This is a genomic window from Halorientalis salina (assembly GCF_005049285.1).
Lineage (GTDB): Archaea > Halobacteriota > Halobacteria > Halobacteriales > Haloarculaceae > Halorientalis > Halorientalis salina.
This window is the reverse complement of the sequence record NZ_SOSC01000017.1, coordinates 1-16,397: the sequence shown is the minus strand read 5'-3', so window position 1 is coordinate 16,397 and position 16,397 is coordinate 1. Positions and strand designations below refer to the sequence as shown.

Sequence of the window (16,397 nt, the reverse complement as noted above, 5' to 3'; positions counted from 1 at the left end):
ATGGGACGCACGAACCCGACGTACCGAGATGCACTGCGGGCCATCGAAGAGCGCTGGGCAGAGTTCCGGCGGGCACTGCGGCGTCGCGACCAGCCGCGCTTCGACCGACTGTTCGAGTACGCCCGCGAGCACGCCGACGCGAGCGGACTGTTGAACCACCAGAATCCGCTGCTGCCGGCGCTGCTCAGTATCGATCTCGAACAGGAGGCCCGCCTCGACGACCACGAGGAACGCCTCGAAGAGCTCGAAGCCGCGGTCGCAGCACGCGATGATCAAGAGAGTGCCCCACCAGACTCGGACCCGTGACGATGCCGTTCAGTATCGACTTTCTGGACGACGGCCGCGTCCTGGAGTGGGAGGCAACCGCCGACGGCGCCGTCGCGACCGAGCGCGATGACTACACCCCACGCTTCTACGTCGCCGCTCGCGACCCAGCGTCCGACATCGACCTCACGACGCTCCAATCGGTGTACGACCAGCACCCGGATGTCGTCGCGACCGAACTGGTTGCGCGACGCCCCGGCTTTCGACGAGACGAGGAGGCCGTTCTCGCAGTCGACGTTGCCCACATCGATCGCGTCACTCCACTCGCCCGGCAAGCGCGCCAGCTGTCGGACTATCCAGTCGGGGACCTCGCCTGTTTCAACGTGGACTTTTCGCGAGAGTTCCGGTACTGTCTGGAGACCGGCGCCGATCCGACGCCGGCGAGCGAGCTGTCGACGCTCCGGCTCAGTATTCCGGTGACCGAAACGAGCAACGACGTCTACGAGAAACTGTCCGTCGCCGGCGACACCGTCACCGGCTCGCCGACGGATATCCTGACCGCCGTCCAAGGGGCACTCGAAGCGCACGATCCGGACGTCCTGGTCTGCTCAACCAGCGAGATCGTCCCGACCCTGTACGAGATGGCGACGGACGTCGGCGTCGACGACTTCTCGCTGGGTCGGTGGCCGGGCGTCGACTACCAGCAGCTCGCGAGCCGGTCGACGTACTCGAGCTACGGTCGCGTCGGCCACTCGCCGGCGCGGTACAACGTGCCCGGCCGGGCGATTATCGACGAGTCGAACACGTTCTTCTACGGAGAGACGAACCTCGACGGCGTCCTCGACCTCGTATCGCGCTCAAAGAAGCCCGTCCAGGAACTTGCGTGGGCGTCGATCGGGAACGTGCTCACGGCGATCCAGATCTGCGAGGCCCACGACCGCGACTTCCTCGTGCCATGGAACTCCTGGCGTCACGAGTTCTACAAGCCGATGGGGACGCTCCACGACGCCGACCGCGGTGGCTTCATCTTCGCCCCCGAGGTCGGCCTCCACGAGAACGTCCACGAACTCGACTTCTCCTCGTTGTACCCGAACATCATCTGTACCCGGAACGTCTCGCCGGACGTCATCCGGTGTAGCTGTCACAGCGACCGCGACGACGTCCCCGGCCTCGGGTACTCGATCTGCGACGACCAGGGCTACCTTGTCGACGTGCTGCAGCCGATCATCGACGCACGCGACGAGATCAAGGCGGCCATCCGTCGCGAAAAGGATCGAGACGACCCCGACGAGGACCGCCTGGCTGAACTCGAAGGGCGGTCTGGAGCGCTGAAGTGGATCCTCGTCGCCTGCTTCGGCTATCAAGGGTTCAGCAACGCGAAGTTCGGCCGCATCGAGTGTCACGAAGCGATCAACGCATTCGCTCGCGAGATTCTCCTGACGGCGAAACAGCGGCTGGAAGCCGGCGGCTGGCGGGTCGTCCACGGCATCGTTGACTCCATCTGGGTGACTCCGGACCCCGACGTCAACGACGAGGACCGCGAGGACCTCCAGACGCTCGCAACGGAGATCACCGACTGCGTCGAGATTCGGCTCGAACACGAAGCTCAGTACGACTGGGTGGCGTTCGTCCCGCAGCGCGAGAGCGACGCCGGCGCGCTAACGAAGTACTTCGGGAAGGTCGCCGGCGACGACGACTTCAAGATCAGGGGCATCGAAGCCCGGCAGCGCTCAACCCCGCCGTTCATCGAGGACGTCCAGCGGGACTGTCTTGACCGGCTCGATGCCACGCGGTCACCGGACGCGGTGCTCGGACGGCTCGAACGAGCAATCGACGAACTGCAGGCGGGCAACGTAGCAGTAGAGCGGCTCGTCGAGCGGAACCGTGTCTCCAAGCCCCTGGAAAGCTACTCACAGAATACCCAGAACGTGGCCGCCTTGAAACGGGCCCGCGAGCAGGACCTGGCAGTCCACCCGGGCCAAGATATCGAGTACGTGGTCGTCGACGACGAGAAATCCTCGCGAGACCGGGTCGCCCTCGCCCACGAGGAGATCGAGACCTACGACGCCTCGTACTACGAGACGCAGCTGGTCAGAGCAGTCGAGAACGTGCTTTCACCGCTCGGGTGGGACCGAACCGATATTCGCCGAGAGCTCTCCGGTGAGAGGGACGCCGTTTTGACCTCGTTCGGAGCCTCCAACGAACTGTCGTAGTGGACCCCACCCCTGGTTTCCGTCGTTTCGATCCAACCCCACGTTTCCGACGTAATTTTCGGCCCCCCTCGTTTCCGTCGTTTCCTCACGCCCCACCCCGGATTTCCGTCGTCCGCACCCACTCAGTAGTAGGGGGTCACTACTCGCGAGTCCAGTCCTGCATCCGGCTGTCCTCGAGGATCGTTTCGCGTACGACCTGGGGATCTTCGATGAGTCGGTTCTGGAGGTGGATGCCGCCCGCACTCCCCTTGTTGATCTTCTCGATTTCGACAACCCCGAGGAAGGCTTGCTCTTTCAGGATGTCGCGGAACCGGCGGACGGAGAGGATATCCATATCGAGATGGTTGCAGATGCGTTCGTACTGGTCGTACACCCGGCTCGTGAGGAACGCATCGTCGTTGCTGTTGACACTCAGCTCCGTGAGCGCCAGCAACGCCGCCTTCGCCTGCGTGGGTGCGCCGTTCACGAGTTCTCTGAACCGGTCCTTTTCGGCGTGCTGCTGTGCCTGGCGGACGTGTTCCTCCGTCACCTGCTCTGCCCCGGCCTCGTAGGCGACCTCCCCGGCGTGGCGAAGAATGTCGATCGCCTTCCGAGCATCGCCGTGTTCCTGCGCGGCGAAGGCCGCGGAGAGCGGAATCACGTCCTCGGAAAGGACGTCGTCCTGGAAGGCGTCCTCGCGGTTGAACATGATCTCCCGGAGCTGGTTGGCGTCGTATGGCTTGAAGAACAGCTCCTTGTGCTGGAAGCTACTTTTCACGCGCTCGTTCACGTTGTCGACGTACTGAATCTTGTTGCTGATCGCGATGACGCCGACGCTACAGTCGATTTTCCCCGCCTCCTCAGCGCGCGAGAGCTTCATCAGCACGCTGTCGTCGTTCATCAAGTCGATCTCGTCGAGGATGATGATCACAGAATCGAATTGAGCGTCGAGCGTCTTCCAGAGGAGTTTGTAGTATTTCGACGTACTGAGGCCGGTATGGGGGACGGAGATTCCAGTCGAAGATTCATCGTTCAGCTTCGCGGCCAGTGAGGAGATTGCTTGAGTCTCCGTGTTGTCTTCAGCACAGTCGATATACGCGGTTCCAATCTCGACGCCATCCTGAGCGGCATTTTGAGCTCGCTGGCAGACGTGTTTTGAAACGAGAGATTTCCCGGTCCCCGTTTTCCCGTAGATCATCACGTTCTCCGGGGAGTACCCGTGGACAGCACCGTTGAGACGTTTCGCGAGCTTCGAGATTTCCTCGTCGCGACCGACGATCCGGTCAGCCTCCGGAACATGGCCGATTTTCAGGAGATCCTTGTTCGCGAAGATTCGATGCCCGGATTCAAAGAGTGGATCGTCGACAGAACTGGGTGAAGAGTCGGGCGTCATTGAATATCACACGGTGTGAGCGGGGGGAGTATAAATCTAGTGGAGAACGCCACCCCACGTTTCCGACGTTCCTTGTCCGATATCAGCCGGAAAATGCCGTCATTCGGTGGAATTGGATTGCTGACAATATAGCCGCGTTTCCGACGTGAGAGAGGAAACCCGTAGACGGAAGCATCGCCTCGATGTCGAATCCCGAACTCACACACCCCACGTTTCCGTCGTAATCACCGAACAGGTGGGGAGGGGACTCGAAGAAGACATCCACGACGAGATACCAAAGACGAGAGCGGCCTATCCGTCCAATACTGGCCGTCTACAGAAGCATCTGGAAAGGATCGTTTCATCTGAGGGGGCGAAGTACTTCGCCCCTTCTTTGGTCGAAGTACACTTAATGAGCTTTTCTCGGCTACACCACTTTAATCTATGTGTTGCAGAAGTTAGTTCATCTCTAGATTGGTTCTAGGTCAACAGAATTAGTGGCTGTATAGCACTATCGTAGCCTCTCCCTACACCGTCGTGGAGAAACGACGGAAACGCGGGGGGTGTGGCCCCTTCGAAATCAGCGTCACCCCCTCCACCAACATCCAGTTACGACGGAAACGTGGGGTGGGTGTCCTCTATCATCGAGTTTTACTCGTCCGGGTTGACCGGACCCTTGTACTGAGAACGAATCTTCTCTCCCTCCCGCCACTGCCAGTAGTAGTAGCGATTGTCGTTGATTTCCTTGATCGTGATCGTTGCTTTGGCCGGGACCTCGTCCGGAAGATCGTCTGGTCGTTCTTCGACCTCTTCTTGATCTGCCGACTCCTCGAGACGGGCCTCTCGTTCCTTGTGCTCGGCGAGCGCCTCAGCGTACGTTGCAACGTCTCGAAGCTGCTCCGGGTCCGACTCGTTGAGCGTGTTGACGATCTCCGTCGGGAGGTTCGCCGGTGGGGTCGGGGGTTCATAGGACATCGGCTACTCTCGTGTTAACCAACACGCCCCACGAATCCATAGTTTTGTTGGTTAAGACGATGGAGACGCCTCTCGTGCTTGCTGACTGTAACACTACTCGAAACTTCTTTATATACAAGTTTCGTACTATGTTACACCGTGCTCCGGCGTATCGAACTCGAGGTCCTCGCCACGGTCGACCGCGGCGACACGATCTCCGAACTCGCGACGAAGCTCAACCACAGCGAGAGCTACCTCTCTCGTGCCGTCGCCGACCTCGTCGAAAAGGGACTCGTCTACACGGAACGCGACGGGCGGCGAAAACGAGTCGTTCCATCGGATGCTCGCGCCGTCGAACTCTACCAAGATCTCGTCCGCCAGCACTCCCATATCGACTTCCCCGAACTGCTGACGGGCAAGGCACTCGAAGTGCTGTACTACCTCGACCAGCCGCGAACCGTCTCCGAAATCGCCGATCGAAGCGACAACTACCGCAACACGGTTAACCGCGTCCTCAAGCGGTTTCGTGACCGTGGTCTCGTCGGGACGGCCGACGGCCACTACGAGTTCAACGCCGACTTCGACCGCCTCCACGAGTTCGCCCGTGAACTCGCACACCAGCTGCATCGCCAGCGCCTCGAACCCGTCGCCCCGAAGGGCACGATTCTCTGGGAGGACTACGACGAATTCCTCGCGCAGGCCGAGAAGGAGATCGACGCAGAGGGGTTCCACGAAACCGGCCTCGCTCGATTCGCGGCCTTCGACCTCCAGTTCCTGCTTACCGGCCACCGCTACTACGTCTACTCCGAGAACCTCGACGCAGTCTCGCCGGCGGAACTTTGCTGTCACACGCTGCTGATCGACGACGGCAGTCGCCACCGCTCGTACTGTCTCCTCCTGCTCAGCCACGTCGACGTCGACGAGGCGGACCTCCGAGAGCAGGCGGCGAAGTATGGCCTCGAAGACGAAATCGACGCCTTGCTCCGCTACCTCGAGACGCACGGCGAGGTCGACGACGACCGGCTCCCGGAGTGGGACGAGTTCCAGGAGTTGGCGGCTGACTACGAGGTGCCACTACCATAATGAGACCAACATTCGGACGCGAGTACATCGAGAACGAATTCCAGCGCATCGGGGATGGCCTCTCAGCCCCGCTCACGGTCTACCTGATTGGTGGTGGCGCGATGTCGCTGCGCGACCTCAAGGGGGCGACGAAAGACATCGACCTGGTCGTCCCGGATGGCGACGCATACGGTCAGCTGTGGGCGGTCCTGATGGACCTCGGGTATGCGGAGGTTCAATCGCTGGATCCAGATTACCGGGCGCTGGGGGCGACGAGCTGCGTCGAGAACGACGACGGGTGTCGCCTCGACATCTTCAACCAGCAGGTCGCGAACAAGCTCGTGCTCACCGACGGGATGCAAGAGCGCAGCGAGCCGTTCCTCGACACGGATCGACTGACGGTCCGGCTAGTCAGCAACGAGGATATCTTCCTGTTCAAGGCGATCGCCGGCCGCGACGACGACATCGAGGACATGAATATGCTCGTGCAGGCCGGCCTCGATTACGACGTCGTCCGGGCTGAACTCGAAGCCCAGATCGAACGCCTGGGGGACGATCAGTTCGCCACGTTCGCGAACGAGGCGCTGGTCGAACTCGAGGAGCGGTACGGAGTGACCACACCGATCGAGGACCGCGTCCAGGAGCTCACGAACAGGTACTACCGGGGGCTCGAAGTCCTCCAGGCACTCGACGAGCCGATGACCGTCGACGAACTGGCCACCAAACTGGAGCTGGATACTGACGAGGTTCACGACCGGATCGCGTATCTCTCAACGTTCGACCGGGTCCGTCGGGATGGCGACACAGTCCGTTCCGTGGAGTAGTCTGGCCACGACTACGGGGAGGGAAGGCGGCCGTCTGGTCGGGGAACGCGGCCCCGTTTGATCTCGTGATCGACGCGGCGCAGGTGCTTGCAGCCGCCTTCGGGTGAACGTTGCTGCCAGTCGGGACAGGTACACGATTCGCCGATGACGTCGACTTCGTACCGGTTCCCGGACGCAGACTGTAACTCGTAGCGGCCACCCTTCGAGAGGAGTGAGACGTCCATCGCTTCGGCGACGGCACGCTTCGTGCGGGGCTCAAGATCGTCCTCCGACTGTGCGTTCTCGTCGACGACCAGTCGGTCGCGAACGTCGCCCGTTCGGCCACCGTCGGGAGCGACGGCTTCCGCAGGTCCCCTGAGCCGCTCGTGGAGCACTTCCTCCACCGGATGGCCTTCCGGCCACAGGTAGTGGACCTCGCGGCGCTCGCGATGGTCGTAGGAGCCGCACGCGGCTGCGCACCCAGTCCAGACGCGCCAGGCACCCAGCGCAGCCATCACGTCGACGATGTCACGGGGAACTGTCTGGTGGTTGTCCGGGAAGAACACCCGGAAGCGGGTACACGCCTCCTGCGGCGAGACGGTCTCCCACCAGTCTTCGCTGGAGCTCCAGCTGTCGTACATCGCCTCGTCGCTCCCGTAGCCGACGGTCACGCCGTTGATCGGCGTCCAGTCTGCTGGGAGGTGGTCCGCCTCGCCTTCAAGCACCCGAAGAACGGCGTATCGGAGGTACTCGTGGGCTTGGTTGTCTGTCGTTCGGGCGACCTGATCGTGCTGCTCGGCGACGTGCTCGGCTTCCTCGAGGACCGTCGTGAGATAGGGTTCAGTCATCATTCGACGGAGGTCAGAACGCGCCTCCGCCCCTCCGCGGGCACTGAAAAACTTAACCAACAGAGCGGAAGGAATCCATCACTCTGTTGGTTAACTGGATTGGGACGAAGATTCGCTTTCGAGCACGTCGATGAGCTCTTCTGCTGTGGAACTGATCCGTCCGAGCCGCTCGCGAACGACCTCGGGGTTATCCGACTCCCACGCAGCGAGGTAGAACGCCGACCCGCTGGTGTCCAACCCACAGTAGCGCCCGACGACGTAGGCGACGGCTTCGGCCTCGACCTCGCGTTTCGCCCGTTCGGTGTCGTCGTCGACGTCGAAGTGGAGCAGGGCGTGAGCGTACTCGTGAATCAGCGTTCGCGCGAGGTCGGCCTCGTTCTCCCGATCACGTACCTCGACGAGCGGCTGAACGTCGACGAGACTCAGCTGCTCGCAGATACCCTTCGCCTCGCCGTGGGTCCACTCCTCGGCTGGAACGATCCGCACCGTCACGCCGAGGTCGTCAGCGGCGTCAGTCAGCTGCTCGACGAGATCGCCGGCGTCCCCAGTCGCTTCAGTGTCTAGGTCGGGAAGCGGTTCGCCCTCGGTCTGGGAGACATCGAACACCGGCGCGGGCTTGAACCCGACCAGGCCCTCGGACCACTCCTCGGGCGACGTCTCATGGTAGTCACAGTCGCTGTCCTCGTGATAGCTCGGCGAATTCTCGCACTCCGGGCACTGCTTGGTGATGATCGGCGCCCAGATCCAGATGGCCGACTCACCCTCCGTGACGTGACGGTCGAACTCCTCCTGCCACGTCCGGTAGCCCGCCACCCGGCTCGCCTCGGGACACTGCCGCTTGATGAGGAGCGTGTTCCGATACGAGTAGTCGTGGAAACGACTCTGGACGTCAAGCCACTCCTGGAACTCCGCGCTGGCCTGCGCGTCGTCGACGCCGGCGACGAGGTCGTCGATCCACTGTTCGATCGTACTGTTCATCTCGTCTGATCGCGTGTCGGTCTCCTCGAAGGAGACCGACGAGTCTCTGGTCGTAGACATCGTGTTCACCGAATCAAGTTCACGGCGACTGCGTCTGTTCAGATCGCGCCGCACCCCTCCGGGGCGTTCAAAAAACCGCTCTGTCGGTCAGCGGAGCTCGTGGCGTTCGTCCGCAAAGCCAACCGAGACGAGGTACTCGAGGAACTCGTCGAACCGCTCGACGTCACTGGGCGTGTCGGTCGCAAGGTGACGTGCCCACTCGATGGCCCACTGGAAGGCGGGATCCGTGCCGCCCTTGCCGTGAATGTACCACCACCGGGCCGCCTTGAGAACCACTATGGGATTCGTCGGCGGCTGCTCACCGGCGAGCCCACGGGTGATGGATTCGATTTCGTCGGGGACGTCGGCGGGATCGACCTCCGCTGATTGCGTGTTGTCGATATCGACGGGAATATCGTCGACCGAGACGTTGTCAGGACGCTGTTGTTGACTCACTGGAAGTCACCTCTGAGAGCTTTCGAAGGAGCCCTCGGCCTCTCTGGGGGCACGAAAAACAGGTCGCGAAGTCACGCCGGCGGGAGGTAGACGCTCTGTTCGCCGGCAATCTCCTCCAGGTTGTTTCGATGACGGTGGCTGAAGTAGCACTCGTAGCTGCAGTATCCACAGATCGCGCCGGTATCGTATTCGGCCACGTACGGGCCGCGGTGAGTTCGCCAGACGTTCGTCCCGCACTCGGTACAGGCGGCGTCCTCGAGATCGGCAGGACTCGGACCCTCGTACTCGACGTCGAGCCCCTCGTCTTGCGGTGTTGTTTCGGGCCAGATCCCGTGGGTCCTCCAAAACTCACGGACGCGAGCGAGGCTGTGGCGCACCGTCTTTCGCACGGTGACGTGGTCGGCGTCGCGACCGCTGTCGTCCCAGCCGTCGGCCGTCCAGAACTCACCGAACTGCGCGCCGCGATGCAGCCCGTTCCAGTCGACGCCGACGATGTCGGCTGGTGGCTCGTCCGTGAGTGTCGGTCTGGTCAGCTGTCGAATGGCATCGAGCTGCTTGGGCGGACTCCCGCCGAGGATGTGGACGCGCCGACCTCTCCAATCGGCAAGGTCGGAGAACTCGTGGGCCAGGCGGTCGGCGTATCCCCGTGAATACCCGAGGACGAGGGTCTCGGGAATCGCGTCGATCACCGCCCGCGACTTCGGAACGACGATGAGCTCGGCCTCTGGATAGCTCGCTTGGATCTCACGAGCAGCAGCGACGTGGGCGTCGACGTCGTCGATTTCGTCGACGTCCCCGATGACCCCGACCTGAGGTTCGTACTCGAAGAAACGGTCGACGAACCGCTCCAGATCGGGATCCCGGAAATCGTTGTCGAGCATCCCGACGGGGAGGCTAAGGTTCTGATACTGCGCCTCCTGATACCCACAGTCCTCGCGAAAGCCGGGAAGGAAGCCGAGGTCGACAGCGTCGACGACAAACGGGGCTCGATGCAGAAACGCCACGTAGTCTCCCTGTCTGGCGGCGGCGATTTCGCGGGCGGTGCTGGCGCTGGAGCTCAGCTCGAGGGACATGATTAGGCTCGCGAGGCTGCTGCTGGCTGCCCCGCACCCATTCAGGGGCCCGAAAAACCGAGACTCAGGCAGTTAACCAACAATAGGGAAACTCACTCGGAGTGTGTTGGTTAAGGATAGAGCTTACTCTTCGTTCTCACGTAGCTCTTCGGCCTTCCACTTGAGCCGGCGCAGAATCTGCGTTCGATTCTGGTGGGCGTTCTCGTAGGCAACGCACTCTTGGAGGGTTTCCAAATCCGGAATCGTCGCGATCCCTGCCTTGATCAGGCGCGTGTTCGGTGCCTCAAGCCGCTTTTCAGGCGGAAATTCGTCTGACGCCTCTGAGTCGTCTGTAGAAGTACCCATAACGGATGCCTCCACCTATCGAGGGCACGAGCAACAGCAGAGGGTTGAAGCAGTAGATCTTGGGAAGGTGCAGCCACTGCGAATGAGACCATCAATATAGAGGCCTTCACGACAGGATTCGAGCTGTCTCGAAGCCCAATCAGGCTTCCGAGGATTCGAGCAAAACGAGGTTCTGAACAGGGTATGGGTTATTCTCGCCGGCGAACTCGTCCTCAGGGACGTAATGCCAGAGATGGCCGTCTACCTGGTAGAGAAACGACTCGCCGCCTTCTGCTTCAACTCGTACTCGCTTCCCGACATTATCGTCTTCTTCCCAGCCGATCACGGTCAACGGCTCGACGGGCCATTCAAAGAATTTGACCGAGTCACCACGCTCCAATTCTTCAAAAGTCTCTATATCCCCCTGCTGTGGCTCTCGCGCGTCGAGAGTCGGATTATGCTCAATAGACATGGTCTCTGGGTACGCCCCTACTCACTTAATACTGTCAGCAGTGGATTCCAGCCGCTAGAACGGAAGCACGCCTGGCGAATTTTCTCTTCAACTGGTCTTAGCCCATCGCCTCTTGGAACCGCTCGCGCAGCGCGTCCTCGCGTTCTTCGAACTGCTCGACCTTCTCCTGCAGGTCGTCGCTGACGCGCTCGATGCTCGCCAGCGCTCGTTCGCCGGCCAGCGAGGCCTGCGACCCGTCGTCACCGTCCGCCTCTAACTGCTGCTCGTACGCCTGCTCGACGCGTTCGATCGTACCTTCCGGGTTGAACAGAATGTCGTTGGCGATCCGAACGTACTGATCGAGGGATGCCCCCTCTTTCCCCTGGAAGAAGTGGGTGAGAGCGTACGTCGCGCCGGAATGCAGCGTCCACATATCGATCTCGAACCGTGACGCGGCGTTGGCTTCTGCATCACCGGCGGCACGCTCGGCCAGGTAGTCCGGGAACCCCAACAGGGTGTAGAACTCCGTGACGGTGAACGGGAGCTCCGAGAAGTCGAGGTCGATATCCTGAGCGTCCCGGATGAACTCGAAGAGGTCGTCCGCGACGAGTTCGACCTGTGCGAGGAGCTCCTCCCACCAGGTGCGGAAGTTCCGCACGTCGCCGACGTGCTTGATAACCTCCTTGTCGGTGAGCGAGCGCATCGTGTTCGAGCAGTAGCCGTCCTGGGCGAACCCCTCCACGTAGACGGCGTGCTCGCCGAAGAAGTCGTAGCCAGACGTGACGCCCATCGTGATTGGGTCCGACCGGCCAGGAAGGCGCACCTCGAGGCCGTCGAACATAATGTCCATGTGGACCTCGCCGCCGCCCCGGTAGCGCCGAATCTCGCCGAACATCACCTCACCCAGCGGCGTCCCTTCGATGGTCTCCTCGCGGAGGACCTCCTCCAGCGGCCCGTAGACGTCGACCGGGTTGATGATCGAGTAGCTGTCAGTGGGAACGTGGAACAACGGGTCCGTTTCCGCGTCCTCATCTCGGGCCTGATCCCGAGCCCGACTCGGCTCGACGAGCGCGTTGAACCGCTCCGTCTCAACCCACTCGTCGGTGTAGGGATTCTGGTACGCCACGGTCGTCTCGACGGCCTGCGGAAGATCACGAACCGCCTCGGCGAAGCTCACGGGGTCTGCATCCCCGTGACGCTCTCGGTACCACTGGGGTAGTTCGGTGTCGGTACGTCCATCGACGCCAGCGAAGATGGTTCTGGACTCTGGATCTTTCATCTCAGTCACCTCACTTCAGGAATCCTCGTCGACGTGCGACTGCATCGACTCGCGCCCTGCGCCCCTCTCCCGGGCGCAAAAACAACACAGACGAGAAGAGGTGGTTGTCTGGTTGTTCAGATGCACTGCTCCCCCGGCTGAGGTGGATACCGCAACTGGATTCAATAGAACCGGAACGCTTACTCGCTATGACAAACTCCAGTCAACTATTGTGGCGTCATTCCTTGAGGCATTAGCCAAGCAACGAGTTTGGCACTGGCTGGAGGAGTCTAAGGGATACACAGTCGATGGTGAGGTCAATATCGGGACTGGTCGCATCGACCTGCTCGCGGAATCACCGTCGGGAGAGATTATCGGGGTCGAGCTGAAGCGAGCATCTGAATTCGGGCTCGATAGAGACGTATATGCCCAAACCCATCGGTATATCGACAGCGGAGCCCTCGATAAGCTGTACTTTGCTGCTCCCGACGCCGACAAACTTGGGACCAATCCGGAATCGGATCCTGTCGACCAGATGAGTATCCGTGCGATAAGCTATCGGTTAGCTGCGGGCGTTGATGAGGACTGGTACACACCATCGGAGGTTATCACTCACATTCGGGACGCGATCTCTGCAGACTTTCTTGCCTACTCGCTGGAGCATCGTACTGTCGAGGACCTAATTCGGCAACTGTTAGATCGTTCCCCGGAGGATAACGAGCCGATATCTCTCGACGAGGCTGTTCAAGAGCTACGACGGACACAACTTCCGGAGGAGTTGGGTGTGATTCACGTCCCGATCGAAAAGAACGGATCCAAGTCCGACTTTTCTAGACTGCTTACTCCCGGTGACGGTCCGATTCCCTCGATCGTCCGGGATGCCGAGCCAGTCTATGCTGGCGATGATACCACTGGCCAGATCTCTCCGACAGAAGAACCATGGGTGCGACATCATACCTGGACTCATTTTGGTGGCATCCCGGAAGCCCATATCCCGAACGACTTGGATTCGGACACTCCCACCCGCCCAATCGACATTCTGGCCTTCGAAGGGGATATTGATCCGACTACAGCGGTCGAAACCCCCGAATCGAATGCGGTCATTGGTATCGAGGCAAAGGGTGAGAGCTCTTTTTCGGGTTCGCGAAAAACCGAGCAAATAGAACAGTTCTTAGCAACTGAAACTCTTTCAAAACTCTATCTTGCTGTTCCAACAACGCTAAGCGAGCGTGCAGTCACATTTCTTGAGAAGCAGGGATTTGACACAGTTGGGCTCATCACCGTAGACGACACCGGTGGCGTCAACATCGTTCCCGAAGCGACGCACCTGACGCCGAAATACGATGGCTATCTCGAGAATCATCATGATCGGAAGGTCGGGTATGGCGATCTCGAGCTCCCGTGGCTTGAACCAGTCTCAAACCTATACCTCACCGACGAAGAAGCCGAACGGGTCAAGCATCCCGATCCAGTCGCCTACGCGAAACCCATTATTGAGGCAGCCGACTTGGACGTGCCCGCAGGGAGCTGGATTGACGTCGAAGACTGGACGGGCGCCGAACGAACAGAAGATGAGTTCACAAAGGAGCGAGTGCGGTACTACCTCCTCCGTGGAGTGAAAGCTGGCCCGTACCTCCTCGACTCTGATGTCGACCAAGATGAGATGATGGGCGGCTACACTCGCTTGGCATTGGAGTGGTTTGAGGACACTGACGAACCAGGGCTGAAGCTGAACTTTGGCGGTGGCTCGTGGGTGGGGGGTTATCTCTGGTTCACTGGCAAGTCCATCCAGCAGCTGCTCTCGGTTCTGCTGAACATTTCGGACCTCAATGGGGCGACGATACGTGGACAGGGCAAAGTAATCGATTTGGAAACATTCCCGATTCGGGGTGACAGTGAACATCTTCGACTACAGGGCCGTTTCGGAGAGGAGGATCTCTTAGAATTAGAGATCCGGAGTCTTGTCGACGAGGGCGAAGGCGACGAAATCTTCGAGGTGGACTTAGGTACGGGTGAGAAAGCCGGCGTGACGGCGCAGTTTACCGAACCACAGTGGTACGATTTGGTGGCTACGCTGGATCACCTGCTGGCTGGTGGTACTTATCGAGGGCTGCCTGGGGAGTTTGACTCGACTCCACGTATTGGCCCGTTAGGTGAGGACACCTGGGACATCGGGACAGATATTGAGGAAACGTCGAATCCAGTCTCGATTGAGATGCGCAACTCAGATACCGACTTCCTCACGGAATAGCCGCCATTAGCTTATTCGTCGGTCGCTTGGTGCTTAGGCTCCTGCCGGTCGTTGTATCGCTCCAGTTCGCGCCCGATTTTCTCAAGCGCCTCGACACCACGTTCGAGGAGCTGGTGGGTGGCTCGCGCCAGTCGAAGCGTCTCCATCAGTGCTCCCCCTCTGGGGGCTCGATGAGGTTGTTGCTCTCTTCTGCGAGTTCCTGGATCACCCGTTCTACGTCAGCCTCCTCGGTAACCACCCGATGTGCGAGCGGGGCTGGATATGCTCGGTCACCCTGGCTGCAGAGCACGACCAGCCACTCGTCGCTTCCATCCCCGAGTACGATGTAGTGGTCGCGATCAGCGCGCTGGAACACTCTTCGATCAGGGCGAGAGACGGCTCGCCAGTTCTCGGGGAGCGACGGTGACGGCCGTCCGCCGTCCGCGAGCGCGACGACGTCGTCGGTAAGGGTCGCCATCGCGGCGTCGATCTCCTCGCCGGGGAGGTGCCAGCACGCCGCGGCACCGTCGCACTCCAGCTGTGAGACCACCTGATTCCGGAACGCGATGTAGTGCTCATGGGCGAACTGCTCATCGTCGTAGTAGTCGAGCAGGAGCGCGCACGCGAGCTGGGCGGGCCCGCTACCGCTGTACCCCCACTCGAACCCGCTCGGACTGTGGTTGACGAGGTCGAGACTGCGCTTGAGGGAGAGTCGCCGATGCTCCGAGAGGTTCAGGACGACGGCTTGGCCGTCGACGCGGAAGCCTACGTACTCGACTGTGTCTCGGTGGGACTGACCGGGCGATGCTACTGGAACCGATTCCGAACTTGCTACAGGTACATTCCCGTTCATCGTTGCTCGCGGGCGGTTCGGTGACCCCCGCACCCCTCTCAGGGGTTCAACAAACAGGACGGCGTAGCGTTCGGCAACGTATTTGGCAGTTGCAACGTACTGTCCACATAATTGAGGATGGCTGTACTGGACGATCTCTCGGGGTTCGAGTTTGAGGACGTGATGGAGGACGTGTTCCGCAACCTCGGCTACGAGAACGTCCGTCAGGCCGACCGCACGGCTGACGAGGGTCGCGACGTCATCATGGAGGAGGTCGTCGACGGCACGCGGCGCGCGATCATCGTCGAGTGCAAGCACACGGGGACGGTCGGGCGGCCGGTGGTCCAGAAGCTCCACTCGGCGATCGCGACGTTCGACTTCGACGGCCCGAAACGCGGGATGGTCGTCACGACCGGCCGGTTCACGAATCCCGCTCAGGAGTACGCCGACCGCCTCCAGCAGAACGACGACCCACACCCAATCGAGTTACTCGATGGCGAGGACCTCCGGGAGATCGCCGACGAGATCGGCCTCGACCTCTACAACGGGCGCATCGAGATTCTCTGCGACGAGACCCTACGCCCGTACGACCCGGCCACCGACGTCGACGCGGCCGTCGTGGAGGCGTTCCGCGAGATCGAGAACATCGAAGCCGCCGATCTCCCAGAACCACACTCATCGGTGGCGTTCCGCCCGGTGGTCGCGGTTACCGCGGACACGAACGCCGTCTTCGAGACATCGGTGGGCGTCATCCACCGAATCAACGACCGGACCCGATTCGTCGCCCACGCCGAACGCGGGCAGCCGCAGGTCGTCAATGAGGACGTCGGGACGCTGGTCACCGAGAATCTCCACGCGACGGTCGACCTCGATGCCGAGCAGTTCGGAGAGGTGTTCGACGACGTCGAGGAGCGGCGGTTCGGGCAGACGCAAACGGAGTACAAGGAGTGGGCCGTCGAGCGCCTCCAGCAGCATCACACGACGACGGTCACCTACACCGGCGACAACAACGTCACGTACAACAAGACCTGTGAGCCGAACCGCTCGGACATCTCTGTCCAGTCGATCGAACCAGTGTACCTCCCGGAAGTTCGGCACACTACCGACGTCCAAGAGTACACCTACCCCTACGAGCATCCGTCTTTAGCTAAGAGAAGAACCGCGTGACAGCAGCGGCTTATCGAGGAACGTTTTTGTGAGGAATGAGGAGGCGACGAGTGTGCACAACGACACCTCCTCATCGAGAATTATGCGTCGGCTC

16 protein-coding genes and 1 pseudogene are annotated in these 16,397 nt (G+C 60.9%); 6 read left to right on the top strand and 11 right to left on the bottom strand.

The window, feature by feature from the left end; all coding sequences use genetic code 11:
* Positions 1-306, top strand: a complete 306-nt coding sequence (locus E2481_RS17905) for a hypothetical protein (RefSeq protein ID WP_136718530.1) — start codon at positions 1-3, stop codon at positions 304-306.
* Between the two features lie 2 nt (positions 307-308).
* The gene (locus E2481_RS17900) at positions 309-2,477 is read left to right on the top strand and encodes a type B DNA-directed DNA polymerase (RefSeq protein WP_250137879.1); all 2,169 of its coding nucleotides are present in this window, start codon (positions 309-311) and stop codon (positions 2,475-2,477) included.
* Positions 2,478-2,616: 139 nt separating this feature from the next.
* On the opposite strand, the gene orc4 is transcribed toward E2481_RS17900, so the two are convergent.
* Together orc4 and E2481_RS17890 are read right to left on the bottom strand one after the other, a co-directional pair.
* Positions 2,617-3,849 (bottom strand): DNA replication protein Orc4, encoded by a 1,233-nt coding sequence (gene orc4, locus E2481_RS17895; RefSeq protein WP_136718528.1) that lies wholly within the window; start codon positions 3,847-3,849, stop codon positions 2,617-2,619.
* Positions 3,850-4,479: 630 nt separating this feature from the next.
* Positions 4,480-4,803: a hypothetical protein gene (locus tag E2481_RS17890; protein ID WP_136718527.1), complete on the bottom strand. Its 324-nt coding sequence runs from the start codon at positions 4,801-4,803 to the stop codon at positions 4,480-4,482.
* Between the two features lie 138 nt (positions 4,804-4,941).
* Between E2481_RS17890 and E2481_RS17885 the strand changes: the two genes are divergently transcribed.
* Both E2481_RS17885 and E2481_RS17880 read left to right on the top strand, forming a co-directional pair.
* On the top strand, positions 4,942-5,865 hold the full coding sequence (locus E2481_RS17885) for a helix-turn-helix transcriptional regulator (RefSeq protein ID WP_136718526.1): 924 nt from the start codon (positions 4,942-4,944) through the stop codon (positions 5,863-5,865).
* Positions 5,865-6,668, top strand: a complete 804-nt coding sequence (locus E2481_RS17880; RefSeq protein WP_136718525.1) for a DUF6036 family nucleotidyltransferase — start codon at positions 5,865-5,867, stop codon at positions 6,666-6,668. Before E2481_RS17885 ends, E2481_RS17880 begins: the two co-directional genes overlap by 1 nt.
* 11 nt (positions 6,669-6,679) lie before the next feature.
* Here the strand turns inward: E2481_RS17880 and E2481_RS17875 are convergent, their stop codons facing one another.
* The 7 genes from E2481_RS17875 to E2481_RS17845 form a co-directional block, all read right to left on the bottom strand.
* The gene (locus E2481_RS17875) at positions 6,680-7,495 is read right to left on the bottom strand and encodes a hypothetical protein (protein WP_136718546.1); all 816 of its coding nucleotides are present in this window, start codon (positions 7,493-7,495) and stop codon (positions 6,680-6,682) included.
* 90 nt (positions 7,496-7,585) lie between these two features.
* Entirely contained in the window at positions 7,586-8,533 is a 948-nt protein-coding gene (locus tag E2481_RS17870; RefSeq protein WP_136718524.1) for an ArdC-like ssDNA-binding domain-containing protein, read from the bottom strand.
* Positions 8,534-8,620: 87 nt separating this feature from the next.
* The gene (locus tag E2481_RS17865) at positions 8,621-8,968 is read right to left on the bottom strand and encodes a hypothetical protein (RefSeq protein WP_136718523.1); all 348 of its coding nucleotides are present in this window, start codon (positions 8,966-8,968) and stop codon (positions 8,621-8,623) included.
* Positions 8,969-9,039: 71 nt separating this feature from the next.
* Complete coding sequence (locus E2481_RS17860; protein WP_136718522.1) at positions 9,040-10,041, bottom strand: DUF6610 family protein; 1,002 nt, start codon at positions 10,039-10,041, stop codon at positions 9,040-9,042.
* A gap of 123 nt (positions 10,042-10,164) precedes the next feature.
* Entirely contained in the window at positions 10,165-10,386 is a 222-nt protein-coding gene (locus E2481_RS17855; protein WP_136718521.1) for a hypothetical protein, read from the bottom strand.
* 139 nt (positions 10,387-10,525) lie between these two features.
* Positions 10,526-10,837 (bottom strand): hypothetical protein, encoded by a 312-nt coding sequence (locus tag E2481_RS17850; RefSeq protein WP_054584773.1) that lies wholly within the window; start codon positions 10,835-10,837, stop codon positions 10,526-10,528.
* 97 nt (positions 10,838-10,934) lie between these two features.
* Positions 10,935-12,095 carry a hypothetical protein gene (locus E2481_RS17845; protein ID WP_136718520.1) on the bottom strand — a complete coding sequence of 387 codons (1,161 nt, stop codon included), beginning with the start codon at positions 12,093-12,095 and terminating at the stop codon, positions 10,935-10,937.
* A gap of 142 nt (positions 12,096-12,237) precedes the next feature.
* Between E2481_RS17845 and E2481_RS17840 the strand changes: the two genes are divergently transcribed.
* A complete protein-coding gene (locus tag E2481_RS17840; RefSeq protein WP_136718519.1) occupies positions 12,238-14,325 on the top strand; it encodes a hypothetical protein in 2,088 nt (695 codons plus the stop codon).
* Positions 14,326-14,336: 11 nt separating this feature from the next.
* On the opposite strand, the gene E2481_RS19080 is transcribed toward E2481_RS17840, so the two are convergent.
* Together E2481_RS19080 and E2481_RS17835 are read right to left on the bottom strand one after the other, a co-directional pair.
* Positions 14,337-14,471, bottom strand: coding sequence for a hypothetical protein (locus tag E2481_RS19080; RefSeq protein WP_256867918.1), 135 nt, complete (start codon positions 14,469-14,471; stop codon positions 14,337-14,339).
* Positions 14,471-15,157, bottom strand: a complete 687-nt coding sequence (locus E2481_RS17835) for a DUF6166 domain-containing protein (RefSeq protein ID WP_136718518.1) — start codon at positions 15,155-15,157, stop codon at positions 14,471-14,473. Before E2481_RS17835 ends, E2481_RS19080 begins: the two co-directional genes overlap by 1 nt.
* A gap of 117 nt (positions 15,158-15,274) precedes the next feature.
* On the opposite strand from E2481_RS17835, the pseudogene E2481_RS17830 reads away from it, so the two are divergent.
* Positions 15,275-16,273, top strand: a pseudogene (locus E2481_RS17830) (restriction endonuclease); the annotation flags it as partial.
* Between the last annotated feature and the right edge of the window lie 124 nt (positions 16,274-16,397).